Source organism: Rhodovulum sp. YNF3179 (assembly GCF_050586465.1).
In the GTDB taxonomy this organism is placed as follows: domain Bacteria; phylum Pseudomonadota; class Alphaproteobacteria; order Rhodobacterales; family Rhodobacteraceae; genus CAJXYS01.
The window spans coordinates 114262-141110 of the sequence record NZ_JBOCEG010000001.1 but is presented as its reverse complement, the minus strand read 5'-3'; the positions used below and the strand labels follow the sequence as shown (position 1 = coordinate 141110).

35 protein-coding genes are annotated in these 26849 nt (G+C 68.6%); 21 read left to right on the top strand and 14 right to left on the bottom strand.

Annotation, left to right across the window (positions count from 1 at the left end):
* Nucleotides 1-54: 54 nt before the first annotated feature.
* Together ACQ5SP_RS00775 and nth are read right to left on the bottom strand one after the other, a co-directional pair.
* Nucleotides 55-1050, bottom strand: coding sequence for an adenosine kinase (locus tag ACQ5SP_RS00775; RefSeq protein WP_430935419.1), 996 nt, complete (start codon nucleotides 1048-1050; stop codon nucleotides 55-57).
* Nucleotides 1047-1691, bottom strand: coding sequence for an endonuclease III (gene nth / locus ACQ5SP_RS00770; protein WP_430935417.1), 645 nt, complete (start codon nucleotides 1689-1691; stop codon nucleotides 1047-1049). The genes ACQ5SP_RS00775 and nth overlap by 4 nt, the downstream gene beginning before the upstream one ends.
* A gap of 146 nt (nucleotides 1692-1837) precedes the next feature.
* Here nth and ACQ5SP_RS00765 point away from each other — a divergent pair, with 146 nt between their 5' ends.
* The 3 genes from ACQ5SP_RS00765 (at nucleotide 1838) to ACQ5SP_RS00755 (ending at nucleotide 4290) form a co-directional block, all read left to right on the top strand.
* Nucleotides 1838-2689 (top strand): methylated-DNA--[protein]-cysteine S-methyltransferase, encoded by an 852-nt coding sequence (locus tag ACQ5SP_RS00765; protein WP_430935415.1) that lies wholly within the window; start codon nucleotides 1838-1840, stop codon nucleotides 2687-2689.
* A gap of 67 nt (nucleotides 2690-2756) precedes the next feature.
* The gene (locus ACQ5SP_RS00760) at nucleotides 2757-3416 is read left to right on the top strand and encodes an OmpA family protein (protein ID WP_430935413.1); all 660 of its coding nucleotides are present in this window, start codon (nucleotides 2757-2759) and stop codon (nucleotides 3414-3416) included.
* Nucleotides 3417-3516: 100 nt separating this feature from the next.
* Nucleotides 3517-4290: a FadR/GntR family transcriptional regulator gene (locus ACQ5SP_RS00755; protein WP_430935411.1), complete on the top strand. Its 774-nt coding sequence runs from the start codon at nucleotides 3517-3519 to the stop codon at nucleotides 4288-4290.
* A gap of 66 nt (nucleotides 4291-4356) precedes the next feature.
* On the opposite strand, the gene ACQ5SP_RS00750 is transcribed toward ACQ5SP_RS00755, so the two are convergent.
* The 5 genes from ACQ5SP_RS00750 to ACQ5SP_RS00730 form a co-directional block, all read right to left on the bottom strand.
* Nucleotides 4357-4920 carry a F0F1 ATP synthase subunit B gene (locus tag ACQ5SP_RS00750; protein WP_430935409.1) on the bottom strand — a complete coding sequence of 188 codons (564 nt, stop codon included), beginning with the start codon at nucleotides 4918-4920 and terminating at the stop codon, nucleotides 4357-4359.
* Between the two features lie 5 nt (nucleotides 4921-4925).
* Nucleotides 4926-5459 (bottom strand): F0F1 ATP synthase subunit B', encoded by a 534-nt coding sequence (locus ACQ5SP_RS00745; RefSeq protein ID WP_430935407.1) that lies wholly within the window; start codon nucleotides 5457-5459, stop codon nucleotides 4926-4928.
* An 80-nt stretch (nucleotides 5460-5539) separates the two neighbouring features.
* A complete protein-coding gene (locus ACQ5SP_RS00740) occupies nucleotides 5540-5776 on the bottom strand; it encodes a F0F1 ATP synthase subunit C (RefSeq protein WP_430935405.1) in 237 nt (78 codons plus the stop codon).
* A gap of 48 nt (nucleotides 5777-5824) precedes the next feature.
* Nucleotides 5825-6577 (bottom strand): F0F1 ATP synthase subunit A, encoded by a 753-nt coding sequence (locus ACQ5SP_RS00735; protein ID WP_430935403.1) that lies wholly within the window; start codon nucleotides 6575-6577, stop codon nucleotides 5825-5827.
* Nucleotides 6561-6941, bottom strand: a complete 381-nt coding sequence (locus tag ACQ5SP_RS00730; RefSeq protein WP_430935401.1) for an AtpZ/AtpI family protein — start codon at nucleotides 6939-6941, stop codon at nucleotides 6561-6563. The genes ACQ5SP_RS00735 and ACQ5SP_RS00730 overlap by 17 nt, the downstream gene beginning before the upstream one ends.
* A gap of 228 nt (nucleotides 6942-7169) precedes the next feature.
* Between ACQ5SP_RS00730 and ACQ5SP_RS00725 the strand changes: the two genes are divergently transcribed.
* Entirely contained in the window at nucleotides 7170-7520 is a 351-nt protein-coding gene (locus ACQ5SP_RS00725; RefSeq protein ID WP_430935399.1) for an ArsR/SmtB family transcription factor, read from the top strand.
* Here the strand turns inward: ACQ5SP_RS00725 and ACQ5SP_RS00720 are convergent.
* Together ACQ5SP_RS00720 and ACQ5SP_RS00715 are read right to left on the bottom strand one after the other, a co-directional pair.
* A complete protein-coding gene (locus ACQ5SP_RS00720) occupies nucleotides 7503-8429 on the bottom strand; it encodes a DMT family transporter (RefSeq protein ID WP_430935397.1) in 927 nt (308 codons plus the stop codon). The genes ACQ5SP_RS00725 and ACQ5SP_RS00720 overlap by 18 nt on opposite strands.
* Before the next feature lie 47 nt (nucleotides 8430-8476).
* Nucleotides 8477-9358, bottom strand: coding sequence for a LysR family transcriptional regulator (locus tag ACQ5SP_RS00715; RefSeq protein ID WP_430935395.1), 882 nt, complete (start codon nucleotides 9356-9358; stop codon nucleotides 8477-8479).
* A gap of 101 nt (nucleotides 9359-9459) precedes the next feature.
* On the opposite strand from ACQ5SP_RS00715, the gene ACQ5SP_RS00710 reads away from it, so the two are divergent.
* From ACQ5SP_RS00710 to modC, 16 genes are all read left to right on the top strand, one after another.
* Nucleotides 9460-10068 (top strand): FMN-dependent NADH-azoreductase, encoded by a 609-nt coding sequence (locus ACQ5SP_RS00710; protein ID WP_430935393.1) that lies wholly within the window; start codon nucleotides 9460-9462, stop codon nucleotides 10066-10068.
* Between the two features lie 236 nt (nucleotides 10069-10304).
* Nucleotides 10305-11801: a signal recognition particle protein gene (gene ffh, locus ACQ5SP_RS00705; RefSeq protein WP_430935391.1), complete on the top strand. Its 1497-nt coding sequence runs from the start codon at nucleotides 10305-10307 to the stop codon at nucleotides 11799-11801.
* Nucleotides 11798-12313, top strand: a complete 516-nt coding sequence (locus tag ACQ5SP_RS00700; protein ID WP_430935389.1) for a GNAT family N-acetyltransferase — start codon at nucleotides 11798-11800, stop codon at nucleotides 12311-12313. Before ffh ends, ACQ5SP_RS00700 begins: the two co-directional genes overlap by 4 nt.
* Nucleotides 12310-12606: a chorismate mutase gene (locus ACQ5SP_RS00695; RefSeq protein WP_430935387.1), complete on the top strand. Its 297-nt coding sequence runs from the start codon at nucleotides 12310-12312 to the stop codon at nucleotides 12604-12606. Before ACQ5SP_RS00700 ends, ACQ5SP_RS00695 begins: the two co-directional genes overlap by 4 nt.
* A gap of 46 nt (nucleotides 12607-12652) precedes the next feature.
* Nucleotides 12653-13060 carry a 30S ribosomal protein S16 gene (gene rpsP / locus ACQ5SP_RS00690; RefSeq protein WP_430935385.1) on the top strand — a complete coding sequence of 136 codons (408 nt, stop codon included), beginning with the start codon at nucleotides 12653-12655 and terminating at the stop codon, nucleotides 13058-13060.
* 16 nt (nucleotides 13061-13076) lie between these two features.
* Nucleotides 13077-13220 carry a hypothetical protein gene (locus ACQ5SP_RS00685; protein ID WP_430935383.1) on the top strand — a complete coding sequence of 48 codons (144 nt, stop codon included), beginning with the start codon at nucleotides 13077-13079 and terminating at the stop codon, nucleotides 13218-13220.
* On the top strand, nucleotides 13217-13723 hold the full coding sequence (rimM, locus tag ACQ5SP_RS00680; RefSeq protein WP_430935381.1) for a ribosome maturation factor RimM: 507 nt from the start codon (nucleotides 13217-13219) through the stop codon (nucleotides 13721-13723). The genes ACQ5SP_RS00685 and rimM overlap by 4 nt, the downstream gene beginning before the upstream one ends.
* Nucleotides 13723-14640 carry a hypothetical protein gene (locus ACQ5SP_RS00675; RefSeq protein ID WP_430935379.1) on the top strand — a complete coding sequence of 306 codons (918 nt, stop codon included), beginning with the start codon at nucleotides 13723-13725 and terminating at the stop codon, nucleotides 14638-14640. The genes rimM and ACQ5SP_RS00675 overlap by 1 nt, the downstream gene beginning before the upstream one ends.
* Nucleotides 14637-15470, top strand: coding sequence for a tRNA (guanosine(37)-N1)-methyltransferase TrmD (gene trmD, locus ACQ5SP_RS00670; RefSeq protein ID WP_430935377.1), 834 nt, complete (start codon nucleotides 14637-14639; stop codon nucleotides 15468-15470). The genes ACQ5SP_RS00675 and trmD overlap by 4 nt, the downstream gene beginning before the upstream one ends.
* A 49-nt stretch (nucleotides 15471-15519) precedes the next feature.
* Nucleotides 15520-15903 carry a 50S ribosomal protein L19 gene (gene rplS / locus ACQ5SP_RS00665; protein ID WP_430935375.1) on the top strand — a complete coding sequence of 128 codons (384 nt, stop codon included), beginning with the start codon at nucleotides 15520-15522 and terminating at the stop codon, nucleotides 15901-15903.
* A gap of 11 nt (nucleotides 15904-15914) precedes the next feature.
* Entirely contained in the window at nucleotides 15915-16136 is a 222-nt protein-coding gene (rpmE, locus tag ACQ5SP_RS00660) for a 50S ribosomal protein L31 (protein ID WP_430935373.1), read from the top strand.
* A 97-nt stretch (nucleotides 16137-16233) separates the two neighbouring features.
* Nucleotides 16234-17043 carry a division plane positioning ATPase MipZ gene (locus ACQ5SP_RS00655; RefSeq protein WP_430935371.1) on the top strand — a complete coding sequence of 270 codons (810 nt, stop codon included), beginning with the start codon at nucleotides 16234-16236 and terminating at the stop codon, nucleotides 17041-17043.
* A 67-nt stretch (nucleotides 17044-17110) separates the two neighbouring features.
* Entirely contained in the window at nucleotides 17111-17494 is a 384-nt protein-coding gene (locus ACQ5SP_RS00650) for a winged helix-turn-helix domain-containing protein (RefSeq protein WP_430935369.1), read from the top strand.
* Nucleotides 17495-17562: 68 nt separating this feature from the next.
* Nucleotides 17563-18354 carry a molybdate ABC transporter substrate-binding protein gene (gene modA / locus ACQ5SP_RS00645; RefSeq protein ID WP_430935367.1) on the top strand — a complete coding sequence of 264 codons (792 nt, stop codon included), beginning with the start codon at nucleotides 17563-17565 and terminating at the stop codon, nucleotides 18352-18354.
* 10 nt (nucleotides 18355-18364) lie between these two features.
* Entirely contained in the window at nucleotides 18365-19063 is a 699-nt protein-coding gene (gene modB, locus ACQ5SP_RS00640; protein ID WP_430935365.1) for a molybdate ABC transporter permease subunit, read from the top strand.
* On the top strand, nucleotides 19060-20151 hold the full coding sequence (gene modC, locus ACQ5SP_RS00635) for a molybdenum ABC transporter ATP-binding protein (RefSeq protein ID WP_430935363.1): 1092 nt from the start codon (nucleotides 19060-19062) through the stop codon (nucleotides 20149-20151). Before modB ends, modC begins: the two co-directional genes overlap by 4 nt.
* Here modC and ACQ5SP_RS00630 read toward each other — a convergent pair.
* Nucleotides 20148-21128, bottom strand: coding sequence for a DUF808 family protein (locus ACQ5SP_RS00630; RefSeq protein WP_430935361.1), 981 nt, complete (start codon nucleotides 21126-21128; stop codon nucleotides 20148-20150). The two genes, modC and ACQ5SP_RS00630, sit on opposite strands and share 4 nt — an antisense overlap.
* Nucleotides 21129-21271: 143 nt before the next feature.
* Between ACQ5SP_RS00630 and ACQ5SP_RS00625 the strand changes: the two genes are divergently transcribed.
* Nucleotides 21272-21925 carry a class I SAM-dependent DNA methyltransferase gene (locus tag ACQ5SP_RS00625; RefSeq protein WP_430935359.1) on the top strand — a complete coding sequence of 218 codons (654 nt, stop codon included), beginning with the start codon at nucleotides 21272-21274 and terminating at the stop codon, nucleotides 21923-21925.
* Between the two features lie 227 nt (nucleotides 21926-22152).
* On the opposite strand, the gene ACQ5SP_RS00620 is transcribed toward ACQ5SP_RS00625, so the two are convergent.
* Genes ACQ5SP_RS00620 through ACQ5SP_RS00605 form a run of 4 tightly spaced genes read right to left on the bottom strand, consistent with a single transcriptional unit; the run spans nucleotide 22153 to nucleotide 26838 of the window.
* Nucleotides 22153-23670, bottom strand: coding sequence for a malonate--CoA ligase (locus ACQ5SP_RS00620; RefSeq protein WP_430935357.1), 1518 nt, complete (start codon nucleotides 23668-23670; stop codon nucleotides 22153-22155).
* Between the two features lie 11 nt (nucleotides 23671-23681).
* On the bottom strand, nucleotides 23682-24929 hold the full coding sequence (locus tag ACQ5SP_RS00615) for a malonyl-CoA decarboxylase (RefSeq protein ID WP_430935355.1): 1248 nt from the start codon (nucleotides 24927-24929) through the stop codon (nucleotides 23682-23684).
* Complete coding sequence (locus ACQ5SP_RS00610) at nucleotides 24926-26242, bottom strand: TRAP transporter large permease (RefSeq protein WP_430935353.1); 1317 nt, start codon at nucleotides 26240-26242, stop codon at nucleotides 24926-24928. The genes ACQ5SP_RS00615 and ACQ5SP_RS00610 overlap by 4 nt, the downstream gene beginning before the upstream one ends.
* Nucleotides 26242-26838, bottom strand: coding sequence for a TRAP transporter small permease (locus tag ACQ5SP_RS00605; RefSeq protein WP_430935351.1), 597 nt, complete (start codon nucleotides 26836-26838; stop codon nucleotides 26242-26244). The genes ACQ5SP_RS00610 and ACQ5SP_RS00605 overlap by 1 nt, the downstream gene beginning before the upstream one ends.
* Between the last annotated feature and the right edge of the window lie 11 nt (nucleotides 26839-26849).

Genomic DNA, 26849 nt, shown 5'->3' with positions numbered 1-26849 from the left:
TCCGCGCGCCGGGTCGCCATGGCCCCGCGCCCGGGACCGCCCGGGGCCCTAGGGTCAGGCGAGGCCGTGCGCGCGGTAGAGGGCGCCGAGATCGGCTTCGGGACGCGCCCCGAGATGGCTGATCACCTCGGACGCCGCGACGTTGCCCATCTGCGCGCACAGGCGCGGCGCGTGCCCCTCGGCCAGCCCCCAGAGGAACCCGCTGGCGAACAGGTCGCCCGCGCCGGTCGCATCCACGATATCCGTGGGCACCGCCGGGACGTGCCAGCGTTCCCCGCGGGTCACCACATGGGCGCCCTTCTCGGACTCGGTGCAGACCACCATGTCGACCGCGCGCGCCGCGGCGTCGAGCGCCGAGTCGAGATCCTCGGTCTCGAACATCGCCAGCATCTCGGCGCGGTTCGAGATCAGCAGGTCGAGATCCTCGACGATCATGCGGCGGAAGGCATCGCGGTGCCGTTCGATGCAGAACGGGTCGCTCAGGGTCAGCGACACGCGCCCACCCGCGGCCTTGCAGGCCCGGATCGCCCTGGCGAAGGCCTCGTGGCTGTCGGGCCCGTCGAAACGGTAGCCCTCGAGGTACAGCCAGTCCGCGTCGGCCATCATGTCGGTGTCGATGTCGTCGGGGCCGAGATGCTCGGACATGCCGAGATAGGTGTTCATCGACCGCTCGCCGTCGGGCGTGACCAGCACCATGCAGCGCCCGGTCTCGTGCGCCGCGTCGCCGGGGGCCATCGGTGTCTCGTAGACGGCGCCCTGGGCGCGCATGTCATGCGCGAAGATCGCACCGAGCTGGTCGTCCTTGACCTTGCCGACATAGGCCGTGCGCCCGCCCAGCGCCGCGATGCCGGCGATCGTATTCGCCGCGGAGCCGCCGGAGACCTCGATCGAGGGCCCCATGCGGCCGTACAGCTCCACCGCGCGGTCACGGTCGATCAATTGCATGATGCCCTTCTCGACGCCGTTCTCGGCGAGGAAGCTCTCTTCGGTGTGGCAGAGAACGTCGACCATCGCGTTGCCGATGCCGACGACCTGGAAGCGCTTGGTCATAGGGTCTTGTCCTCGTAGGGGCAGAGATCGCGGATGAGGCAGTTGGGGCACATCGGCTTGCGCGCCTTGCAGACGTAGCGCCCATGCAGGATCAGCCAGTGATGGGCATGCAGCTGGAACTCCACCGGAACGTTGTCCTCGATGGCACGCTCGACGGCGATAACGTCCTTGCCGGCGGCGATGCCGGTGCGGTTGCCGACGCGGAAGATATGCGTGTCGACCGCCTGCGCCGGGTGATGGAACCACATGTTCAGCACGACGTTCGCCGTCTTGCGCCCGACGCCCGGCAGGCTTTCGAGCGCCGCGCGCGACGAGGGCACCTCGCCGCCATACTCCTCGTGAAGGATGCGGCTCAGCTTGATGACGTTCTTGGCCTTGTTGCGGTAGAGACCGATCGTCTTGATGTGCTCGATCAGCCCCGCCTCGCCCAGCGCCAGCATCTTCTCGGGCGTGTCGGCGATCCTGAAGAGCTCTTTCGTGGCCTTGTTCACGCCGGCATCGGTCGCCTGCGCGCTAAGCGCCACGGCCACGACCAGCGTGTAGGCATTCACATGGGCGAGTTCGCCCTTCGGCTCCGGCTCATGGGCGCGGAAACGGGTGAAGATCTCGCGGATCGTGGGATAGTCCAACTGCTTCGCCATGGGTTTCTCTTGCCCGCTCGGCCCGGCCGGGGCAAGTCCCGAGACCGTGGCCGCGACCTTTGCGCAGCTTCCGGGTCGCGGGATCCGGCCGGCGCGGCTATGGCTCGGTCTGGACAGCCCGGCACCGGGAGGATGCAATGGACGGCATGGCAGAGACGGACAGCGCTTATCATTACAGGGTCATGGCCCGGGCCATCGAGATCATCGACGGCGCCGATCACGGCCTGTCGCTGGAAGAGCTCGCCGCCGCGCTCGGCATGAGCCCGGCGCATTTCCAGCGGCTCTTCTCGCGCTGGGTCGGCGTGTCGCCGAAGCGCTACCAGCAATACCTGACCCTCGACCAGGCCCGGCGGATGCTGCGCGAGCGCTTCACCCTGCTGGACACGGCACATGCGACGGGACTCTCGGGCACAGGGCGGCTGCATGACCTGTTCCTCAGGTGGGAAGCGATGACCCCGGGGGACTACGCCCGCGGCGGCGCGGGGCTCTCCATCGCCTGGGGGCGGTTCGACAGCCCCTTCGGAGAGGTCGTCGCCATGGGCACCGACACGGGGCTCTGCGGCCTGGCGTTCGCCGCCGAGACCGGGCCCGACGCGGCGCTGGCCGATCTGCGGGCGCGCTGGCCGGCCGCGCGCCATGTCGAGGATCCGGACCGAATCGCGCCCTGGGTCGACGCCGCCTTCCGGCGGCGCGGCGAGGCGCGGCTTCACCTGATCGGCGCACCGTTCCAGATCAAGGTCTGGGAGGCGCTGCTGGCGGTCCCCGAAGGCCACGTCACCACCTATTCCGAGATCGCGCGCGCCATCGGCAGCCCCGGCGCGGTGCGCGCCGTCGGCACGGCGGTCGGGCGGAACCCGGTCGGTTTCCTGATTCCCTGTCACCGGGCGCTCCGGAAATCGGGGGCGCTGGGGGGATATCACTGGGGCGTGCGGGTGAAGCGGGCCCTGCTGGCCTGGGAAGGCGCGCGGGCCGATATGCGGGAAGCTGCCGAAACGTGACTTCCAGTGGTGCAACCTTTTGCCGATGCTGGTAGATCTTGGGGCAGGATCAACCCGGGAAAGACCAATGATCAAGACACGCACCCCCCTTATCGTCGCGACGGCCGGCCTGATGGCCCTGACCGCCTGCGTCGATCCCAACAATCCCCAGCCCGAACGCAATCGCACCCAGGAAGGCGCGGTGATGGGCGCCATGCTCGGCGGCATCTTCGGCCTCACCCAGGGTGACGACACCCGTGACCGCCTGATCAAGGGCGCGGTCGGCGCCGGTGTCGGCGCGGCCGTCGGCGGCGTCGTCGGCCAGCAGCTCGACAGGCAGGCACGCGAGTTGCGGGCGGCGATGGACGACCGCGTGACCGTGGTCAACACCGGCGAGGAACTCGTCGTGACCATGCCGCAGGATATCCTGTTCGATGTCGACAGCACCTACGTCACCAGCACCCTGCGCGCCGATCTGCGCGAACTGGCGCGCAGCCTGCAGAGCTATCCCGACACCACGGTGGACGTGATCGGGCATACCGACAATACCGGCACCGCGGCCTATAACCAGGATCTCTCGGCGCGGCGGGCCGCGTCCGTGGCCGACGTTCTGATCGGCGCCGGCGTCCGGCCGTCGCGCATCCGCGCCTATGGCCGCGGCGAGAGCGCCCCGGTCGCCTCGAACCTGACGGCCGAGGGCCGCCAGCAGAACCGACGGGTGGAAATCATCATCCGCCCGAACACCTGATCGGAACGGATCGCAGGCGGGGGGCCGCGCCACGGCGCGGCCCCTTTTCCTTGCCTCGGCATCATGGTGGTCATATGTTTTGACCAATCAGGGAAAATTCATGCCGTTTCGCCAGGTCCAGTCCGAAAAGCTCTCCGCCGCCGTCATCCGCCAGATCGAGCAGTTGATCCTGCGCGGTATCCTGCGCCCCGGAGAGCGCCTGCCGTCAGAGCGGGAACTCGCCGATCGCATGGGCGTCTCGCGCCCCAGCCTGCGCGAGGCCCTGTCGGAACTGCAGCACCGCGGCCTGCTGACGACGCGGGCCGGCGCCGGGGTCTTCGTGGCCGACGTGCTCGGCTCGGCCTTCGCGCCGCCGCTGATCGAGCTTTTCGCCACCCATGACGAAGCCCTCTTCGATTATGTGAGTTTCCGCCGCGATCTCGAGGGGCTCGCGGCCGAGCGCGCGGCCCGGCTTGGATCGGACACCGATCTCGCCGTGGTGGACGCGGTGCTGCGCAAGATGGAAGCCGCCCACGGCAAGCGCAACCCGGCCGACGAGGCCCGGCTCGACGCCGAGTTCCACATGGCGATCATCGAGGCGAGCCACAACGTCGTGATGCTGCACATGATGCGCTCGATGTTCCAGATGCTGCGCGAAGGCGTCTTCTACAACCGCCAGGTCATGTTCCAGCAACGCACGACGCGCGAGGCGCTGCTCGACCAGCACCGGGCGATCAACACCGCGCTGCAGGCGCGCGACCCGAAAGCCGCGCGCGCGGCCGTGGAGGCGCATCTCGACTATGTCGAACAGGCGCTGAGCGACCAAAAACGGACCGAGCGCAACGAGGCCATCGCGCGGCTCCGCTTCGAGCACGAAACCGGCCGCGACGCCTGACCCGTCCCGACACGAAAACGGCCCGGCCACGGGGGCCGGGCCGCGCGCACCGCTCCGATGTCCGGATCAGTGCAGCTTGGCTTTGACGTCGTCGATGGCCGAGTCGATCAGCTTGTTCGCATCGCTGGCCGACATCTTCTGGGCGATCACCTCGGCCGCGGCGGAGACCGCGACCTGGATCGCCCGCTCGCGCACATCGCGGATCGCGGCGTTCTCGGCCGAGGCGATCTGTTCCTCGGCCGCCTGAAGGCGACGTTCGATCGAACGCTTCAGTTCGGCCTTGGCTTCCTCGGCGGCGGCGGCGGCCTCGTCCTTGGCGTTCTTGATGATCCGCTCGGACTGTTCGGCCACTTCCTTCTGCTTGCGCTCGTAGGAGGCCAGCACCGCCTGCGCCTCTTCGCGCAGCGCCTTGGCTTCCTCGAGTTCGCTGCGGATGGTCTCGGCCCGCTTGTCGAGCATGCCGCCCAGCAGCGACGGCACCTTGAAGTAGACCAGCACGCCGATGAACAGCAGGAACGCGATGAGCACCACGAAGTCGGTGTTGGCAAGCGAGAAGAACGGCCCCGACGCCGCCAGGGCCGGCGTGGCCGCCGCGGTGGCGCCGGCGGTGAGTGTCAGAAGTCTCTTCATGGCGCTCACCCTTTCAGCCGCTGGTCGACGGCCTTGTCCACCGCGGACGCGTCTTCGGCGGCGGGCAGAACGGCCCGCACGACCTCTATCGCGGTGTCCTTGGCGACGGCCTCGACGTTTTCCATCGCGCTCGCGCGGATCTCGCCGATCCGCTTTTCCGATTCCGCGGATTTCGCGGCAATCTCCGCGTCGGCCTTCTCGGTCGCTGCGTCGAGATCCTTCTGGATCTCGGCCTTGGCATCGGCGATTATGCGGTTCGCTTCGGCGCGCGCATCCGCAAGCGCCTTCTTGTAGGCTTCTTCCGCTTCGCCGGCCTTGCCCTTGAGCTCTTCGGCCGCGGCCAGATCATTGGCGATCGTGCCCTGCCGTTCGGACAGAACGCTGGCGATCCGCGGCAGCGCCACCTTGTTCAGGACAAGGTAGATGACCACCAGGGTGACCAGCAGCCAGAAGATCTGGTTGGGGAAGGTCGAGAAATCCAGCTGCGGCATGCCCGGTGCATTGCCGGCGGCCTCGGCCCCTTGTGCCTCTGTTGCCATGTTTCCCTCCTGGAACCGATATTACACCGGACGGGCGCCCGATGGCGCGCCGTCCGGCGTCTGGACTGGTTCGCAGGCGATCAGACGGCGAACATCAGCAGAAGCGCGACGAGGAACGAGAAGATCCCGAGCGCTTCGGCGAACGCGATGCCGATGAACAGGGTCGCGGTCTGCGACGCGGCAGCCGAGGGGTTGCGCAGCGCGCCGGCCAGGAAGTTGCCGGCAACGTGGCCCACACCGATGGCCGCGGCGCCCGAACCGATACCGGCGAGGCCGGCACCGATGAATTGACCCATTTGTGCGATATCGCCTTCCATATCCGTATCTCCTTGCGTTGGAATTGGCTGTGTTTGGGGGCCTGACCGTCAGTGATGCGGGTGCAGCGCGTCCTTGAGATAGACGCAGGTCAGGATGGTAAAGACATAGGCCTGGACGAAGGCCACCATGACCTCCAGCCCGTAGATCGCCACGATCGCCACGACCGGGAAGACCGCGCCGAGCCCGAGTGCCCCGGCAAAGCCGGCGAACACCTTGATGACCGCGTGGCCGGCCATCATGTTGCCCATCAGACGGACGGAATGGCTGACCGGCCGCACGAAGTAGGAAATCAGCTCGATCACCGCCAGGACCGGGCGCAGCGCGAGCGGCGCGGCCGACACCCAGAAGAGCGACAGGAACGAGGCGCCGTTCTTGACGAAGCCGATCACGGTGACCGTCACGAAGACCAGCAGCGCCAGCACGCCCGTCACCGCGAGATGCGAGGTGGTGGTGAAGGCGGTCGGCAACAGGCCCAGCGTGTTCCCGAACACGATGAACAGGAACAGCGTCATGATGTAGGGGAAGTACTTCAGGCCGTCCTTGCCGGCGACGTCCTCGATCATCTGGTGGATGAAGCCGTAGGTCAGCTCGGCAACGGATTGCGAGCGCGACGGCACGATGGCCCGGCCCCGCGTTCCCAGCACCAGCAGCACGATCACCGCCAGCACCGTGATCGCCATCCAGAGCGTCACGTTGGTCGGGGTGTACCATGCCACGTGATCGCCCCCGAACAGGGGTTCGACCACGAACTGCCCCATCGGATCGATTTTGATACCGCCGCCTTCAGCTTCCGTCGCCACCTGCGTTCCCCTTCTCTTGCCCCGTCCGGTCGGGGGCCGTGTCGTCCGTGCCGGGCGCCTCGGCGTCCTGGCTGTATCCCTGGATCTCCCGCGCGGTGCCCAGCATCACCCGGACGCCCGCCGCGAACCCCAGCATCGTGAACAGCACCATCAGGATCGGCAGCGTGCCGAAAAGGCTGTCGAGCCCCCATCCGATGCCGAACCCCATGACGATCCCCGTCACGAGCTCTGTCACCATTCGCCACCCGGCATGGGCGTGGGTGGCGTGCCCCCCGGCGCGCGGGCCGACGGGCTTCTTGCCGCGGAGCTTGGCGAGCTTGTCCTCGAGCGCCTTGAGACGCTCCGGATCGGGCCCGTCGGACATGCGCCACCCCCTTTGGCAGTTGCGCGGAACCTAGAAAGGGGGGTGGTCCGAGTCAAGCGCGTTACGCATGTCTTAACGGCCGCATAAATAACTGTTTTTGCTGTATTTTTAAAAGCCTGCGACATGCGGGCACAAGCGCGATGCGGCGCTGCGGCGTGGAATCCGGGCAAAAGGCCATATTCAACCAAACGGTTGACGATGGGCGGGGCCGGTCCTAATGGCCTGCCCATGACGGACCCGCTCGATCATGTCTTCGCGGCGCTGGCCGACCGCACCCGGCGCGAGATCCTGACCATGCTCCTCGAGGACGACATGGCGGTCACCGACGTGGCCGAGCCGTTCGAGATGTCGCTGGCGGCGATCTCGAAGCATCTCGGCATCCTCACCCGGGCGGGTCTCATCTCGCAGGAGAAACGCGGCCGGGTGAAATGGTGCAAGCTGGAACCCGACGCGCTGCGCGACGCCTCGATCTGGATGCAGAGCTTCGGCCAGTTCGAGGCGGTGAACCTCGATGCCTTCGAGCGGTTCCTGGAGGCAGAGATCGACGGCCCGTCCGGCGGGTCAGACCGCGCGGACTGACGGCTTGGACGGATCGGCCCCGCCCTCGTCCTTGAGCAGCAGCACCAGCGCCACGGCCGACAGCCCCACCCCGGCCAGCACCAGCGCCGAAGGCGTCTCCTTGCCGAGCGCGACCTGCAGCAGGGTGACCCAGCTTGGCGTCAGGTAGGTGTAGGCCATGACCTTGGCCGAGGGCAGCCGCATCGAACCGATCTGAAGCAGCACGAAGGTGGCGGCGCTGGCGAAGACCGCGAGATAGGCCAGCACGGCCCAGACATGGGCCGGCAGCGCCGCCCAGTCGGTCGCGCGCAGGGACTCCCAGCCATAGAGCCCCATCAGCGCGATCGCCCCGATCATCATTCCGAAGGTGAAGACCAGCGCCGGCTCGCCGCGGTTCAGCCGCGCCACCAGCGGCGGATAGAGCGCATGCGCGATGCAGCCGACGAAATAGATCGCCTCGCCCCGCCCTAGATCGAAGGCGACCAGCGCCGCGAGATCGGCGCGGAAGATCACCCAGAGCGCGCCCGCCGCGCCGATGGACAGCGCCAGCGCCATGCGCGGCGTGGTGACCTGGCGCAGCACCAGCCAGCCGAACACGGCCGACATGACCGGCGTCAGGGTAAAGACCGCGCTGGTGGACACCGGCGCGGCGGTCTTCAGCCCCTCGAACATCAGCACGAAATAGCTGGCGAACACGCCGCCCAGGACAAGGTAGCGCCAGGGCGCGCGGAAATGCGCGCGCCGGATCCCGGGCCCGAGCGCGGCCGCCGTGCCGATGATCACCCCCGCGAGCGCGAAGCGCACGACGTTCACGGCGACCGGCGCGATATCGTTGGCGATCATGCTGCCGAAACTGAAGGAGCCGGCCACCAGCGCCGAGAAGAGCAGCATCGCCAGGTGCCCCTGGGCGGAGGAGGAAAGGCGTGTCATGCGGGAGGCATAGACCAGCCGGCGCCGGATCGCCAGCACCCCGGCGATCAGGCGGCGGGCCAGCCCCGCGCCGCCTCTTTCAGCAGCTTGACGAAGCCCTGCACCTTGGCCGTGCGGTGAAGGTCCACATGCGTCACCAGCCAGAGATTGGAGGCCCAGTCGTCCCGCGGGGGCATCAGCTCGACCAGGCCTTCCTCCGCGCGGCCGCGCCAGACCGGCAGGAAGCCGATACCGCCGCCGGCGCGGACCGCGTCCAGCACCCCGCGCTGATGCGAGACGTGATAGGTGATGCGGTCCGGCGGCAGGTTGGCCCGCATCCAGACGGCGGTCGGCGCGCGGGCATCCTCGCCGCCAACCCCGATGAAGCGATGCCGCGCGAGATCGGCGTCATCGCGCAGCTCCCCGTGGCTGGATACGTAGCGCCGGTGCGCAAAGCCCGCGGCCGGCATCCGTGCGAGCTTTTGCACAACGTTGTCGGGTTCCTGCGGCGCGCGGCCCGCGCGGATCGCCACATGCGCCTCGCCGTATTCGAGCTTGAGCACCCGCTCGTCGGCGATCTCGCGCACGGTCACGTCCGGGTTGCGTTCCTGGAACGCGACCAGAACCGGGGCGACCAGGCTCGACACCTCGGCCAGGGCCGTGACCACCAGTTCGCCCGTGACGGCCGCGCCGCGGCCGCGCAACCGTCCCTCGAGCTGGGCGAACTGGTCGTCCGTGGTGGCCGCGACCTGCAGCAGGTCCTGCCCGGCCTCGGTCGGGGTGTAGCCGCGGGCATGACGCTGGAAGAGCTTCACGCCGAGCTGCGCCTCCAGCGCATCGACATGACGGATGACCGTGGAGTGATGGACGCCCAGCGTCGTCGCGGCCGCGCTGACCGTCCCATGCCGCGCGACCTGGTATGCGGTGCGGATCTCGTCCCAGTTATCCATTCTCAAAATTTTGCACAGTCAATGTGCGAAAGCCAGTGTTTCGTTTTTCTGGGCGCAGGTTATTTCAGGAGTCGACCCCAGAAACCGAACGGAGACCTCCCATGACCGAACAACCCAGCCAGATCCTGCGCATCGACACCTCCATCAGGGGCGCGCGGTCCGTGACCCGCGCGCTGACCGGCCGGATCCTCGACCGGCTCACCGCCGCGGCCCCGGCGGCCCGCGTCGTCAGCCGCGACCTGTCGGGCGGGCTGCCCTTCGTCGATGCCGCCTGGACCGACGCGGCCTTCACCCCCGAAACCGACCGGACACCGGACCAGGCGCAGGCGCTCGCGCTCTCGGACGAGCTGATCGCCGAGCTGCAGGCCGCCGACACGCTGGTCATCGGCCTGCCGGTCTACAACTTCACGGTGCCCACGCAGATGAATGCCTGGATCGACCAGGTCGCGCGGGCCGGCGTGACCTTCAGGTATACCGAGAACGGCCCGGAAGGCCTGATGACGGGCAAGCGGGCGATCGTCGCCATGGCCTCCGACGGCACGGCCGAGGGGTCCGACGTCGATTTCGCCTCCGGCTACTTGCGGCACATGCTGGGCTTCTTCGGCATCACCGATGTGAGCTTTGTGATCGCGGACGCCCTGATGCGTGGCCGCGACGAGAAGATGCAGGCCGCAGAGGCCCGCGTCGACGCCCTGCCGCTGGCGGCATGACGTGCCCGCCCGGGGCCGCCGCGCCCCGGGCACCCCTCTTCCCGACTTGACTCCGTCCGCGGCCCCGCGTAGACGCGCGGGGATATCCGGAAGAGTGCCAACCCTTCCGGTCCCGTGCCGAGAGCCGGGATCGCCACCCGTCAGCGAGGTTTCGCCCGCGGGTGCCGTTGGCGTTTGAGCCGCCCCTTCCCACATGAGGGGGCAGACGTGGCAAGGGTCGAAGGAGGACCGAGGGCATGTTTGAAAGTCTGAGCGAACGCCTGTCCGGTGTCTTCGACCGGCTGACCAAGCAGGGGGCGCTCTCCGAAGAGGACGTCAAGACCGCGCTCCGCGAGGTGCGGGTCGCGCTGCTGGAGGCCGACGTGTCGCTGCCGGTGGCGCGCGACTTCGTCAAGTCGGTGCAGGAAAAGGCCACGGGCCAGGCGGTGACGAAATCGGTCACGCCGGGTCAGCAGGTCGTCAAGATCGTCCATGACGAGCTGGTCGCGGTCCTCGCCGGCGAGGGCGAGCCGGGCAGCCTCAAGATCGACAACCCGCCCGCGCCGATCCTAATGGTCGGCCTGCAGGGCTCGGGCAAGACGACGACGACCGCCAAGCTCGCCAAGCGGCTCAGGGAAAAGGACGGCAAGCGGGTCCTGATGGCCTCGCTCGACACCAACCGCCCGGCGGCGATGGAACAGCTCGAGGTGCTCGGCCGGCAGATCGGCGTCGACACGCTGCCCATCGTCAAGGGCGAGACGGCCGTCCAGATCGCCAAGCGCGCCAAGCAACAGGCGATGCTGGCCGGCTACGACGTCTACATGCTCGACACGGCCGGGCGTCTCTCGATCGACGAGGCGCTGATGTCCGAGGTCGAGGCGGTCCGCGACGTCGCCACCCCGCGCGAGACCCTGCTGGTCGTCGACGGCCTGACCGGCCAGGACGCCGTGCACACCGCCGAGAATTTCGACGAGCGGATCGGCATCTCGGGCGTCGTCCTGACCCGCATGGACGGTGACGGCCGCGGCGGCGCGGCGCTGTCGATGCGCGCGGTGACCGGCAAGCCGATCAAGTTCGTCGGCCTCGGCGAGAAGATGGAGGCGCTCGAGACCTTCGAGCCCGAGCGCATCGCCGGCCGCATTCTCGGCATGGGCGATATCGTCAGCCTTGTCGAGAAGGCCCAGGAAACCATCGAGGCCGAGCAGGCGGAGCGCATGATGAAGCGCTTCCAGAAGGGTCAGTTCAACATGAACGACCTGAAGATGCAGCTCGAGCAGATGCAGAAGATGGGCGGCATGGAGGGCATCATGTCGATGATGCCCGGCATGGGAAAGATGGCCAAGCAGGTCGAGGAAGCGGGTTACGACGACAAGGTGATCCGCCGGCAGGTGGCGCTGATCCAGTCCATGACCAAGAAAGAGCGTGCCAATCCCCAGATATTGCAGGCCAGCCGCAAGAAGCGCATCGCCGCGGGCTCGGGCCAGGAAGTGCAGGACCTGAACCGGCTGCTGAAGATGCACCGGCAGATGTCGGACATGATGAAGAAGCTCGGAAAGAAGGGCGGCCGGGGCATGATGAAGCAGGCCATGGGCCAGCTCTTCGGCAAGGGCGGCATGCCCAAGGACCTCGCCGGGATGGACCCGGCCGCGCTGCAGGGCCAGGGCGGCGGGCTGCCGCCGGGCTTCCCGGGCGCGGGCGGGCAGAAGGGCATGCCCCTGCCGCCGGGCCTTTCGGGGTTTGGGAAAAAGAAATGACCGCGGCACCCACCCTGACGACAGAGCGGCTGACGCTCCGTCCGCATCTGATGGCGGATTTCCCGCCCTATGCGGCGGTGATGACGTCGGAGCGCGCGGTCTACATGGGCGGACCCTACAGCGCGACCGAGGCCTGGGGCTGGTTCGCCTCGGATGTCGCGCAATGGGATCTTCTGGGCCATGGCGGGCTTGCCGTTATCGAAACGGCGACGGGGAAGACCGTGGGCCAGGTGTCGGTGATCCAGCCGCCCGACTACCCGGAGCCCGAGCTCGGATGGATCGCCTTCGCCGGACACGAGGGCAAGGGCTACATCACCGAGGCCGCGTCGCGGCTCCGCGACCATGCCTGGTCGGGGATCGGCGTCGGCAGTCTCGTCAGCTACATCGACAGCCGCAACGACCGCTCCATCGCGGTCGCGCGCCGGCTGGGCGCAATCGAGGATCCCCAGGCCCCCCGCACCGATTACGCCGACCTGGTCTACCGCCACCCCGCCCCGGAGACCCTGCAATGAAAGACGCCACCGCCCAGGCCGCCGCGCTGCTGAAGGAACACCGCGAGAGCATCGACCGGCTCGACGCGATCCTCGTCTACACGCTGGGCGAACGCTTCAAACACACCCAGGCGGTGGGGCGACTCAAGGCCGAACACAACCTTCCCCCGTCCGATCCCGCGCGTGAGGCGCGCCAGATCGAGCGGCTCGAAGACCTGGCGCAACGGGCCGATCTCGACCCGGAATTCGCCAAGAAATTCCTGAGCTTCATCATCTCAGAAGTCATCAGGCACCACGAGAAACTGCAGGAATGACGGGCGCCGAGCGCCCGATCGACAGCCAAATACAGGAGTAGATCACATGGCTATCAAGATTCGTCTCGCCCGCGGCGGCACCAAGAAGCGGCCCTTCTACCGCATCGTCGCCGCCGACTCGCGCATGCCGCGCGACGGCCGCTTCATCGAGAAGCTGGGCATCTACAACCCGCTTCTGCCGAAGGATTCGGAAGAGCGCGTGAAGATGGACCTCGACCGCGTGAAGGCCTGGCTCGAGCACGGCGCGACGCCGACCGACCGCGTCAGCCGCATGCTCGAGGCCGCCGGCGTCCTGACCGCCAAGACCCGGAACAACCCGAACAAGGCCAAGCCGGGCCAGAAGGCCCAGGAGCGCGCCGAGGAGAAAGCCGCCAAGGCCGCCGAGGCCGCTTCCGCCGCCGAGGCCGCCCCGGCCGAGGCAGAGACCGAGGCCGCCGAAGAGGCGACCGAGTAAACCCGCGGAGGCCGGCATGCGGCGCCTGCTGATGCTGATCCTTTGCGCCGGCGCCTTCTGGGCGGGCATGCGGGTCGAGCGCGTCATCGCGGTCGACCGGTGCCTCGACCTGGGCGGCACGGTCACGCCGCAAGGGCTCTGCCTGGGGGCGGAGCGATGAGCGGCGACCGAGTCTGCGTCGGCGCCGTGGCCGGCGCCTTCGGCGTGCGCGGCGAGGTCCGGCTCAAGAGCTTCTGTGCCGAGGCCGCGGACATCGCCGGTTACGGCCCGCTCTGGACGGAAGAAGGCCGGCGCAGCTTCGAGGTGACGCTGACACGGGCGGTCAAGAACGGCTTCGCCGCCCGGCTGTCAGGCGTCGCCACCAAGGAAGCCGCCGACGCGCTGCGCGGCACCCGGCTCTACGTCGACCGGGACGCGCTGCCCGACCTGCCCGACGACGAGTTCTACCATGCCGACCTTGTCGGTCTGCGGGTGCTCGACACCGGCGGCACCGACCTGGGGACCGTCCGCGGCGTGCAGAACCACGGGGCCACGGATTTGCTGGAGATCGCGGTGCCGGGACACGGCGATACCGTGCTGCTGCCCTTCACCCGCGCGGCGGTGCCGACGGTGGACATCGCCGGCGGGCGGCTGATCGCCGACCCGCCCGACGGGCTGTTCTGATGCGCCGCGCCGGGTTCCTCCTGGCCGGGATCATGGTCTTCGCCGCCCCCGTAGCGGCCGGCGCCACCGGGGCACCCTACCTCGCGCTTCTGGCCTTTGCCGGCCTGTTCTTCCTCTGGTCCGTTCTGACCCGGTCCCCGGAGAGCGGTCCGCTGGCGCCCGGAACGCGGGCCATGCTGCCGGTGACCATCGCGATCCACCTGGCGCTGGCCAGCCTGCTGCTGGGGACCGGCCACATGCTCCGCGCGCTCGCGGGGATCGATGCCGAGGTCCCGCTGACGGCCTGGCTGCTTGTCGGGCTGGCCGGCGCCCTTCTCGGGCGTATGGCCTGGCCGCGGGGCGTGTCCGACGGCGGCGCGGACCTGGCGGAGGCGGCGCTGAAGCGGCTGGACGAGACGGCGCGGCAGGCCGCGGCCGACCGCGCGGCGCAAGGCCGGGTGCCCCAGCCCGATGGCGGCGTGGCGCTGACGCAGACCGACGCGCTGGAGGCTCTGCCCGCCGGCGGCAACGTCACCGAGGCGGAAATCGCCGCCGCCCTGGCCCGCCTGGAAGACACGGTGACGGATATCCGGCTGGGCCCGGCCCTGCTGGTGCGCGCCGAGACGACCGGCACGCCGCGCGACCGCCTGGCCGCGGTCTGGCACGTCACCGACCCCGGCGCCGCGCGCGACGCCACCGCGCAGGAGGTTTTTGACCTCGTCGTGGCGACGGCGGACGTCGTGGCGCTGCGCCTCTTTGCCAGCCGTGCGGCGGCGCTGCTCACGCATGACCCGGCGGCCCGGCAGGCGCTGCCCGACCCGGCCCGCCTGACCACGATCGCCACGGAGATCGAGGCGCTGCACCCGGGCGAGGCCGACCTGCTGACAGATCTCGCCGGCCGGATCGAGGATCTCCGCGCCGAGGAGGAGGACGCATGACCGACGACAAACCCCGGTCCCATGGCCGGCTCTCGATCTCGGCCAGCCCCCGGCCGCGCGAGCTCATGACGCCGACGCCCCGGCATGCCGGCGTCTGGACCGCCAGGATCGTCACGCTCTTCCCCGAGGCGTTTCCCGGCACCCTGGGCCTTTCGCTGACCGGCAAGGCCCTGCAGGAAGGGCTCTGGGCGCTGGAGACGATCCCGCTCCGGGAGTTCGGGGTGGGCAAGCACAGCAACGTGGACGATACGCCCGCGGGCGGCGGGGCCGGCATGGTGATGCGCCCCGACGTCGTCGGCGCGGCGCTGGAGGCGGCCCGCCAGGGCACGCCGGACGACCGCGCCGCCTGGCCGGTGGTCTATCTCTCGCCCCGCGGAAAGCCCTTTACCCAGGCCACCGCGCGGCGCTGGAGCGGGGCCGCCGGGGTGACGATCCTTTGCGGCCGGTTCGAGGGTGTGGACGAGCGCGTGCTGGAGGCCTACGGTGTCGAGGAGATCAGCCTCGGCGACTTCGTCCTCACCGGCGGAGAGATCGCCGCTCAGGCCTTGATTGATGCGACGGTTCGCCTTATACCCCGCGTGCTCGGGAATCAGGCGTCCGCCGAGGAGGAGTCTTTCTCCGACGGTCTCCTGGAGCACCCGCAGTACACACGGCCGACTGTCTGGGAAGGTCGCAGGATACCGGAGGTTCTCCTCTCCGGTCATCACGCGAAGATCGCCGCCTGGCAGAAGGCCGAGGCCGAAAGGCTGACAAAGGAACGACGACCTGACCTCTGGCGGGCTTATCTTGCGGCGCAGGATAGGGACCCGGAAGGAGACCGAGAGCTCTGAGGCGCGACCAACTTCGCGGGAAAACCGTGAGCAGAAAAGGACGACCGTCATGAACTTGATCGAACAGATCGAGGCCGAGCAGATCGCCGAACTCGGCAAGAAGATCCCGGATTTCAAGGCCGGCGACACCATCCGTGTCGGCTACAAGGTGACCGAAGGGTCGCGCACCCGGGTGCAGAACTTCGAGGGCGTGTGCATCAGCCGCAAGGGCGGCGACGGCATCGCCGGCACCTTCACCGTGCGCAAGATCTCCTTCGGCGAGGGTGTCGAGCGGGCGTTCCCGCTGCACTCCACCAATATCGACAACATCACGGTGGTGCGTCGCGGCAAGGTTCGCCGCGCCAAGCTCTACTACCTGCGCTCGCGCCGCGGCAAGTCCGCCCGGATCGCCGAGCAGACCAATTACAAGCCGAAGCCCGGCGCCGAGGCCTGAGGAGACGCGCGATGAAAAAAGACATCCATCCCGACTATCATTTCGTCGACGTCAAGCTGACCGACGGCACCACGGTGCAGATGCGCTCCACCTACGGCGCCGAGGGCGACACGATCACCCTGGACATCGACCCGTCCGCGCACCCGGCCTGGACCGGTGGCGGCCATCGCCTGATGGACACCGGCGGCCGCGTTTCGCGCTTCAAGAAGAAGTACGAAGGCTTCGGCTTCTGAGGCGGCGCCGGGCCTTTTCCGGCCCGCAGCGATACCCTATAGAGAGGCGCGCCCGGCCGGGCGCGTCTTTTTTTCTCGACCAGCAGGGGGTTGGGGCATGGCCCACATCATCGTCGTCGGCAACGAGAAGGGCGGCTCGGGCAAATCCACCACCTGCATGCATGTGGGCACGGCCCTGGCCCGGATGGGCCACCGGGTCGGCGCGCTCGATCTCGACGTGCGCCAGCGCAGCTTCGCGCGCTACGTCGAAAACCGCATCGCCTATGCCGACAGCGAGGGGCTGAGCCTGCCCGCGCCGCTGATGGCGGCCCTGCCCGACCTGACAGAGGCCGACCTCGCCCCCGGCGAGAACCTGTCGGACCGCCGCCTGGGCGAGGCCATCGCCGGGCTGGAACAGATCGTGGAATTCATCGTGATCGACTGCCCCGGCTCGCATACGCGGCTGAGCCAGCTCGCCCATTCGCTGGCCGACACGCTGATCACGCCGATGAACGACAGTTTCGTCGATTTCGACCTGCTGGCGCGGATCGACGCCAAGAGCGGCAAGGTCAAGGGTCCCTCCATCTACTCTGAAATGGTCTGGCATGCGCGCCAGCTCCGGGCCGAGGCCGGGCTCGATCCGATCGACTGGGTCGTGCTGCGCAACCGGCTCGGCAGCCAGAACATGCACAACAAGCGCAAGGTCGGGACGGCCCTGACGGACCTGGCCAGGCGGATCGGGTTCCGCACCGTGCCCGGCTTCGCCGAGCGGGTCATCTTCCGCGAGCTCTTTCCGCGCGGGCTGACGCTGCTCGACCTGAAGGAACTCGGCACGGGCACGCTCAGCCTGTCCAATATCGCGGCGCGCCAGGAGCTGCGCGACCTGATGAAGGCGCTTGCCCTGCCCGGCGTGACCGTCACGATCTGAGCGCCCGTTGCCGCGCCCTGCCGCGCTTTCTATGCTGGGGCATGACCGCAGCCAACGGACCTGCCCCATGACCACCGAGACCCCCCCGACGCCCGAGGATACGCGGCTGCGGCTGCGGGTGGTGTTCGGCACCGACGCGATGCTCGGCCCCGGCAAGGCCGACCTGCTCGAGGCGATCCGTGACCGCGGCTCGATCTCGGCCGCGGGGCGCGCCATGGGCATGAGCTACAAGCGCGCCTGGTCGCTGGTCGAGGCGATGAACGCGGCCTTCCGCGCGCCCCTGGTGGCCAGCAGCCGTGGCGGCGCACGGGGCGGCGGGGCCAGCCTGACCGAGACCGGCGAACGCGTCCTGTCCCACTACCGCAGGCTCGAGGCGCAGGCCGCCGAGGCCGGCGCGGCGGAGATCGACGCGCTGCGCGGACTGCTGCTCGATATGTCTGGCGAAACATAGCGTTTGCAAGGCGACCATGCGCTGCGATATATCCGGGTCGACATAGCGCCCCGACGCAAAGGTTCTCCATGCACGATTTCCCCGTGTTCCCCCGCGCCGCGCGAGTGGTGGCGCTTTCCGCCCTGCTCGGCCTGCCGCTGACCGGCGGGGCCGCGGGCGCGGGCGAGCTGACGGTCTTCGCCGCCGCGTCGATGAAGACGGCCATGGACGAGGTCGAGGCCGGCTGGGAGGCCGCGACCGGCCACGAGCTGACCGTATCCTATGCCGGGTCCTCGGCGCTGGCGCGGCAGATCGAGCGGGGCGCGCCAGCCGATGTCTTCATCTCGGCCAATCCGGGATGGATGGACCATCTCGAGGCCGCGGGCCGGATCGACCCCGGCACCCGCTTCGACCTGCTGGGAAACCGTATCGTTCTGATCGCCCACGGGCAGGACGCCGGCGGGGTGTCCCTCTCCGCGGAATTCGACCTCGCCGCGCGCCTGGGGGAGAACCGGCTCGCCATGGCGCTGGTCGAGGCGGTGCCGGCCGGGATCTACGGCAAGGCGGCGCTGGAAAGCCTGGGGCTATGGGACGCCGTCGCCCCGAAGGTGGCACAGGCCGACAACGTCCGCGCCGCGCTGGCGCTGGTGGCGACGGGCGAGGCCCCGCTCGGCATCGTATACGCGACCGACGCACGCGCGGAGGACGACGTGACCGTCATCGGCACCTTCCCCGCGGACAGCCACCCGCCGATCGTCTACCCGGCCGCGGCGGTCACCGGGGCGGACCCGGCCCGCGCCGCGGCGTTCCTGCGACACCTGCGCGGCGACCTGGCCCGCGCGGCCTTCGAACGGCAGGGCTTCGCCCTGGCGACCGACTGAGCGGCGCCGGATGACCGGCTGGCTCGGCCCCGAGGAATGGCAGGCGGTGGCGCTGTCGCTGCGCGTGTCCTTCTGGGCGACGGTGGCGAGCCTGCCGCTTGGCATTCTCGTGGCACTGGCCCTGGCGCGCTGGTCGTTTCCGGGCAAGCAGATCGTGAACGGCATCGTGCACCTGCCGCTGATCCTGCCGCCGGTGGTGACCGGTTACCTGCTCTTGCTGACCTTCGGCACGCAGGGCCCGGTGGGCGGGTTCCTTGAAGAGCGCCTCGGGCTCGTGTTCGCCTTCCGCTGGACCGGCGCCGCGCTGGCGGCGGCGGTCATGGCCTTCCCGCTGATGGTGCGCGCCATCCGGCTGGCCATCGAAGCGGTCGACCCGAAACTCGAGCAGGCGGCGGCCACGCTCGGCGCCGGGCGGATACGGGTCTTCGCCACGGTCACGCTGCCGCTGATCCTGCCCGGCATCATCGCCGGGGCGATCCTCGCCTTCGCCAAGGCCATGGGCGAGTTCGGCGCCACCATCACCTTCGTCTCGAACATCCCCGGGCAGACCCAGACCCTGCCCTCGGCGATCTATGCCTTCCTGCAGGTGCCGGGCGGCGAGACCGCGGCCCTGCGGCTCGCAGGGGTTTCGGTGGCCATCGCGATGGGCGCGCTGCTGGCCTCCGAGATCCTGGCGCGGCGGGTCGCGAAACGGGTGTCCGGCATATGACCCTGTCGGTGCGCATCCGGCACGCCCTGCCGGGCCTGACCCTCGATGCGGCCTTCGACGCGCCGCAGGGCGTCACGGCGCTTTTCGGGCGCTCGGGGGCCGGCAAGACGACGCTGGTGAATGCGGTGGCGGGCCTTCTCAGGCCGGATGCGGGCCGCGTCGCCGTGGATGACTGGGTTCTGTTCGACACCGCGCGCGACCTTTGGCTGCCGCCACATCGCCGGCGGCTCGGCTACGTCTTCCAGGAGGGCCGGCTCTTTCCGCACATGACGGTGCGCAAGAACCTGTCCTACGGGGGGCGCTTCGCGCCGGTCGCGCCGAACCGGCGGGAAACCGACCACGTGGTGGAGATGCTCGGGATCGGGCACCTGCTGGACCGGCGGCCCGGCGCGCTTTCGGGCGGCGAGAAACAGCGCGTCGCGGTGGGCCGCGCCCTGCTCTCGGCGCCGCGGCTTCTCTTGATGGACGAGCCGCTGGCCGCGCTCGACGCGCCGCGCAAGGCCGAGATCCTGCCCTATCTCGAGCGGCTCCGTGACGAGACCGATCTCCCGGTCCTCTATGTCAGCCACTCGGTGACCGAGATCGCGCGGCTTGCGACGACGGTCGTGGTGCTCGATTCGGGCCGCGTCACCCGCGCCGGACCGGCCGCCGAGGTTCTGTCCGATCCCGCGGCGGTGCCCAGCTTCGGCCCGCGCGAGGCCGGCGCGCTGGTTCCCGGCCGGATCGCCGCCCACCACCCCGACGGGCTGACAGAGGTCGCGATCTCGGGCGGGCGCCTGCTGATCCCGCGGGAGTCGGCCGCGCCGGGCACATCCTTGCGGGTCCGGATCGAGGCCAAGGACGTGATGCTGTCGCTCGCCCGGCCCGAGGGCATCTCCGCGCTCAATATCCTGCCGGCCACCGTCACCGCGGTGACCCCCGGCACCGGGCCGGGCGTGGCGGTGCAGCTTCGCATCGGCACGGACCTGATCCTGGCGCGGATCACGCGCCGCTCGGCCGAGCGGCTCGGTATCGGGCCGGGTCTGGCCTGTTTTGCCGTGGTAAAGTCGGTGGCCGTCGCCAAGGGCGACGTCGGCGGCGCCGGCTAGCCCCGGCCGGGACGCAGCCGCTGCCAGGCCGGGAAGATCACCTTTTCCACCACCGGCATGAGCACCAGTCCGACGCCGAGTCCGACCAGCGCCGCGCCCAGCGCACTCACCGCCCAGCCGAGCACGGCCGGCAGAACCGGGCTCGCGGTCTCCACGGCATGCGCGGCGTCGTGCAGCAGGTGCGCGGGGCCGGCCAGGCCGAAGACCTCGAGGCTGTGGATCAGGATCCCGCCCCCGACCCAGAGCATCGCGACGGTCCCGACGACCGACAGCGTCGAGAGGAAGCCCGGCATCACCGCGACCAGCCCGCGGCCGAACCGGGCCACCGAGGCACGCCGCGCGCGCGCCAGCGCCACCCCGGCATCGTCGGCGCGCACGATCAGCGCGACGGCGCCGTAGACCCCCACGGTGATCGCGACCGCGACGAGCGCCAGCGCGACGGCGCGGCTGAAGAGGCTCATGTCCAGGGGCAATTGCGAGAGCGTGATCGCCATGATCTCCGCCGAAAGGATGAAATCGGTTTTCACCGCGGACGCGACCTTGCGCTCTTCGAAGGCGCGCAATTCCTCGGGCGTCTCCGGCGCGGCGGAGAGATCGGTATCGACCGGGTGATGCGCGGCCGGCCTGATCCAGTGATGCACCTTCTCGGCCCCCTCGAAGGCCAGGAACATGCCCCCGAACAGGAGCAGCGGCTGGATCAGCCAGGGTGCGAAGGCCGACAGCGCCAGCGCGGCCGGCAGCAGGAAAACCAGCTTGTTGACGATCGATCCCTTCGCGATGCGCGCGACGATGGGCAGTTCGCGCTCGGCCGCCAGACCGGTGACATAGGATGGCGTGACCGCCGTATCGTCGATCACGACCCCGGCCGATTTCGTACCGGCCTTGACCGCCTGGGCCGCGGCATCGTCGATGGAGGCCGCCGCGGCGCGGGCCAGCAGCGTGATGTCGTCGAGAAGGGCGAGAAGGCCGGAGCTCATGAACCTGTCCTCTACTGTCGCGGCCCGACTATGCCATCTGACCACGCCGACCGCCATGCCCGCGGGGCCGGGCCGATTTGCCATGTTGCTCCGGGGGGTCTACCACTCCAAGGATCATGACACGACCTGGAAAGGAGAAGTTCATGGACACCGAGAACGGATCCGGGGGCGGCGCGCTCGCCTCGCTGCGCGAGGGATCGACGGATTCCGAGGCGGTCCAAAGCTACTACGATGACTGGGCCGACAGCTACGACGAAACCCTGGCGGACTGGGACTACAAGGCGCCCGCGGACGCAACCGCGCTGCTCGTGCCACATCTGGACGACGGGGCGCGGGTGCTGGATGTCGGCTGCGGCACCGGCCTTTTCGGCGCGACGCTGGCCCGGCGTGGCACGTATCGCATCGACGGCATCGACATCTCGTCCGAATCGCTGGCCCAGGCCCGGGATCGCAGATGCTATGGCGAGCTGATCCAGCATGACCTGCAGAAACTGCCGCTGCCCGTGCCCGCCGACGCCTATGACGGCGCCGCCTGTATCGGCGTTCTGACCTATATCGAGGATGCCGAGGCGTTGCTGCGCGCGGTCTGCCGCTGCGTGCGGCCCGGCGGCATCGTGACCTTCACCCAGCGCAGCGACCGGTGGGATACGCTGTCCTTCGCGGACACGGTCGCCCGGCTGGACCGCGACGGGCTCTGGGAAACGCTGCACGTCAGCGCCCCGCGTGACTACCTGCCCGGCAACGACGCGTTCGGCGCCGAGATCAAGGTCATCCATACGCTTTGCCGTGTCGCCTGACGGCGAGACGCGGTGCCCCGGCCGCACGATCGGTCTGTCATTCGCGAAACGTTTCCGGGAAAGCGGTGCACCGGGGCGGATAAGAAATTTCTATAAAATTCAGATACGTGCCGGAATTGTCGATGACTGGCTGCGATCGGGGACCGATCTCTCGACCCGCCAGAGGAGCCAGACAGGTTCACCGGCGATGGCGGCAAGATGCCCTGGGCGCCCGCGGCGGGTCCCGATCAGGCCGGTACGAACCGGTCCCTGTAGCGCTCTCGCAGGACGTTCTTCTGCACTTTGCCCATCGTGTTGCGCGGCAATTCGTCCACCAGGATCAGATCGCGCGGATGCTTGAAACGGGCCAGGGCATCCCGCACCGCGGCCTCGATCGCCGCGAGATCCGGCGCCGTGCCGGACGCCGGCACGAGAACCCCCAGAACGGTCTCGCCGAAATCGGGGTGCGGCACGCCGATCACCGCGGACTCGACCACGCCGGGCTGCGCGTCCAGCACCAGTTCGATTTCCTTGGGGTAGATGTTGTAGCCGCCGGAGATGATCAGGTCCTTGTTGCGCCCCACGATGTGGACATAGCCATCGTCGTCGATCCGCCCGAGATCGCCCGTGATGAAGAACCCGTCCGGCCGCAGCTCCTCGGCTGTCTTCTCGGGCATGCGCCAGTAGCCCCTGAAGACATTGGGGCCGCGAACCTCGATCTGGCCGACCTCGCCGCGCGGCAACTCGGCGCCGGTATCCGGATCGGTCACCTTGAGCTCCACGCCGGGCAGGGGAAAGCCCACCGTGCCCGCGCGGCGCTCTCCGTCATAGGGGTTCGAGGTGTTCATGTTCGTCTCGGTCATGCCGTAGCGTTCGAGGATGCGGTGCCCTGTGCGAGACTCGAACTGCCGGTGCGTCTCCTCGAGAAGCGGCGCCGACCCCGAAATGAACACCCGCATATGCGCCACGAGGTCCCGGCCGAAGCGGGGATCCGACAGAAGCCTCGTGTAGAAGGTCGGCACCCCCATCATGCTGGTCGCGCGGGGCAGTTGCGCCAGCACCGTCTCGAGATCGAATTTCGGCAGGAAGATCATCGCGCCGCCGGCCATCAGCGTCACGTTGGTGGCCACGAAGAGCCCGTGCGTGTGGAAGATCGGCAATGCATGGAGAAGCACGTCCGACGCGGTGAAGCGCCAGTAATCGACCAGTGTCGCGGTATTCGAGAGCAGGTTTTCCTGGGTCAGCATCGCCCCCTTGGATCGCCCCGTCGTCCCCGAGGTGTAGAGAAACGCGGCCAGGTCGTCCGCGTTTCGGGCAACCGTGTCGAACGCGTCCGGCATCTCGGCGGCCATGGCGGCGAAGGAGCCGTCGCCCCCGGCGCCCAGCGTTTCGATCCGCGCGCCGAAACCGGCGGCGACCGGGGCCAGGTCCGGTTCCCGCCGCGGGTCGCAGACGACGGCCCCCGCGCCGCTGTTCTCGATGAAATAGGTCAGTTCCTCGACGGTGTAGGCCGTGTTGAGCGGAAGGAAGATGACCCCCGCCTGCGCAGAGGCGGCATAGAGCGCCAGGGCCTCCGGAGATTTCTCGACCTGCACCGCGACCCGGTCGCCCGGCCCCAGGCCGAGCGCGGCCAGCCCATGCGCGAACCGCGCCGCCATCCGGAGGAAGGCGTCATGGCTCAGGGTCTCGCCATCCGGCAGGTGCAGGAACGGGGTCTCCTTGCCGGCGTGAATGCCAAAGAGGCGATCATAGAGCGGATTAGCCATCTGTACTGGTCCTATGCATGCGTTTTTTCCCCGGCCGCGGCGAGTTGCCTGATCTCTCCCGAAGCGGCGATCTCGCCCGTGGTGGCGAAGCGTTCGTGGTTCTGGGGAACCTTCGCGAGATCGTAGAGATAGTTCACCATCGCCCCGGCCGACTGCGCGCGCCCCTTGGCCGAGGTGTCGGCCCCGGCGTGGACCTGATGAATGGTGGCGCCGTTGCCCAGGTGGAACCGCGCGACCGGGTCGCGCGGCATGCCGTCGGATCGTTTCGCCTTGAGGAGATAGCGGGCGGTCAGCTGCCGAAGGGTGTCTGGCGCCGACGGATCGGCGGCGAGCCCCTCCTCCTCCAGCCAGCGCGCCAGTCCCGGGATCGGCGAGAGGGTGACGAAGGTCGCCAGGTTCGGCATTTCGACCGCGAGGTCGGCCGCCACCTGTTTGATCAGCAGATTGCCGAAAGAGATCCCGGCGAGGCCGGCCTGGCAGTTGGAAATGGAATAGAAAACCGCGGTGTTGGCCGCGGCACCGTCCAGAACCTCGCGATCCTCGGCCAGCAGCTTCTGGATCGAGCCGGCCACGCCCCGGGTCAGCGCGACCTCGACGAAGATCAGCGGCTCGTCCGGCATGGCCGGATGGAAAAACGCGAAGCAGCGGCGGTCCGCGGGCTGCAAACGGCGGCGCAGATCGTCCCAGCTGTCGATGGCATGGACCGCCTCGTAGGCGATGATCTTCTCGAGAATATGCGCCGGACTCTCCCAGTTGATCGGCCGCAGCACCAGGAAACCGCGGTTGAACCAGCTGGCAAAGAGATGGCGAAAATCGAGATCGAGCGCTTGCAGGGCGTCATCTTCCCGCCCGAGACGCAACAGGTCGGCCCGCATCTGAACCAGCGAATGGGTGGCCCCCGGAACCTGGTTCAGCCGCCGGATCAATTCCTGGCGGGGCGGTTCGGCCGCGGCGATAAAGGCCCGGTAGCTCGCCTTCGTCTGGCCCTGTTCATAGGCGTCGAGCGCATCGCGGACCGCCGCGGCCGAGACGTTCATCTCTTCGGCGAGATGGCGGAAGAATGCCCGCTTCTCGTCCTCGTCCATGGCCGCGTAGCGGTCGAGGATCTGCTTGGCGACCGCGATGCCCGATACCTCGCCGGCGGCGCCCATGAGATCGGCGATCATGTCCGCGATCGGGCGGTCGTCGGGCTTGCCCGCCCAAGGGGTGCGGTAGCGGCGCTCGAACAGCGTGGACAGGAGATCTGCGAACACGGTCATAGTTCCGGCCCCATTACCAGGTCGGGAAGCCAGAGCGCCAGCCCCGGGAAGAGGCAGAGCAGCACGATGGCGATCACCATGCAGGCCACGAAGGGCAGCGACCCCATGAGGATGGTCTTGAGCTTGATGTCCGGCGCGATGCCGTTGATGACATAGAGATTGAGCCCGACCGGCGGCGAAATCAGGCCGATCTCCATGTTGATGGTCAGCACGACCGCGAACCAGATCGGGTCGAACCCCGCGGTGGTGATGATCGGCAGCAGGATCGGCGCGGCCATGAGGATCACGGCGACCGGCGGCAGAAAGAACCCCGCGATCAGCAGGAATATGTTGATCGCCCCCATGAGAACCCAACGGTTAACGTCGAGCGTGCCGATCCATTCCGCGATGGACTGCGTGATGAAGAGCGAGGACAGCATGTAGCTGAACACGCCCGCGGCGCCGATGATGAAGAGGATCATCACCGATTCCTTCGTGCTGTCCTGGAGCACTCGCCACAGATCGCGAGGGTTCCACAGGCGATAGATGACCATCGCGATCACGAGGCAGAGCAGTGCGCCGACCGCCGCCGTCTCCGACGGCGTGGCGATGCCGCCATACATCGCGTAAAGCACCCCGAGGATGATGGCGATGAAGGGCAACACGCGCGGCAGGATCTCGAAGCGCTGGCGCCAGGTGTAATTGCCGGCACTCAGCACCGAGGCATCGCCCGAACGCCAGGTGGAATAGAGCGACCAGGCCATGAAGAGCCCGACCAGCAGCAGCCCCGGGACGACGCCCGCCAGGAAGAGTCGCCCGATCGAGGTCTCGGTGGCAATGCCGTAGACGATCATCGTGACAGAGGGGGGGATGAGGATACCGAGCGTGCCGCCCGCCGCGATAGACCCGGCCGCGACCCCGTCGGGATAGCCGCGCTTGCGCATCTCCGGGATCCCCATCTTGCCGATGGCCGCGCAGGTCGCGGGGCTGGAGCCGGACATCGCGGCGAAAAGCGCGCAGGCCCCGAGATTGGACACGACCAGACCGCCCGGCACCCGGGTCAGCCAGCGCTCCAGCGCCTCGTAGAGATCGCCGCCGGCGCGGGTCGAGGCGATCGCCGCGCCCATGATGATGAACATCGGGATCGAGAGCAGCGCGAAGTTGTCGAGCTTGCCGAAGAAGATCTCCGGCATCAGCGACAGCGACCGCAACCCGTCGAACACCATCAGGAAGCCCCCCGCCACGACCAGCAGGCCGGCGGCGACGGAAATGCCGGAAAACAGGACGGCGACGGTGACGAGCGCGACCAGGGCGCCAAGCGTTAGCGGATCCATCAGTCGGCCCTTTCAACGAGCGTGGGGTCGGTGTCGGTAAGCGCTGCGTCGGGCTGGAGGCCGAAAGGGGGCTCCAAGCCCCGTATCATCGCGTAGAAATCGGCGGCGAGTTGCAGCGCGTAGAGACCGAAGCCAAGCGGCAGCGCGAGATAAGGCACCCAGAGCTTGGGGTTCCAGGGCGTGTTCGAGGTCTCGCCCCAGTCCCAGGCCTCGTGCCAGAAATGGTAACCGTGCCAAAGCATCACGCCGACGACGGCCAGCGTGCCGACGAGTACCAGCGCGGCCAGCGCCTTTCTCCACTTCAAGGGCAGCATGAGCGGCAGAAGATCCACGTTCACGTGCCCGCGCAGGTATTGCACATAGGGCAGACCGAGCATGGTCGCGGCGATCATCATGTAGGTGACGCCCTCGGTATGCCAGATCGTCGACCCGTTCAAAACGAAGCGGATGAAGATCATCTGGCAGGTAATGACGACCGCCGCGACGATCATCAAGGCGGCGACAACCCCGCACGCCTGGCTGAGACGTGCGATCACACGCAGGGGCAGCGGCCCGTCGGTGCGAGCGGCGGCGACCGGGTGGACGGATCCGGACATGGCGGTGCTTC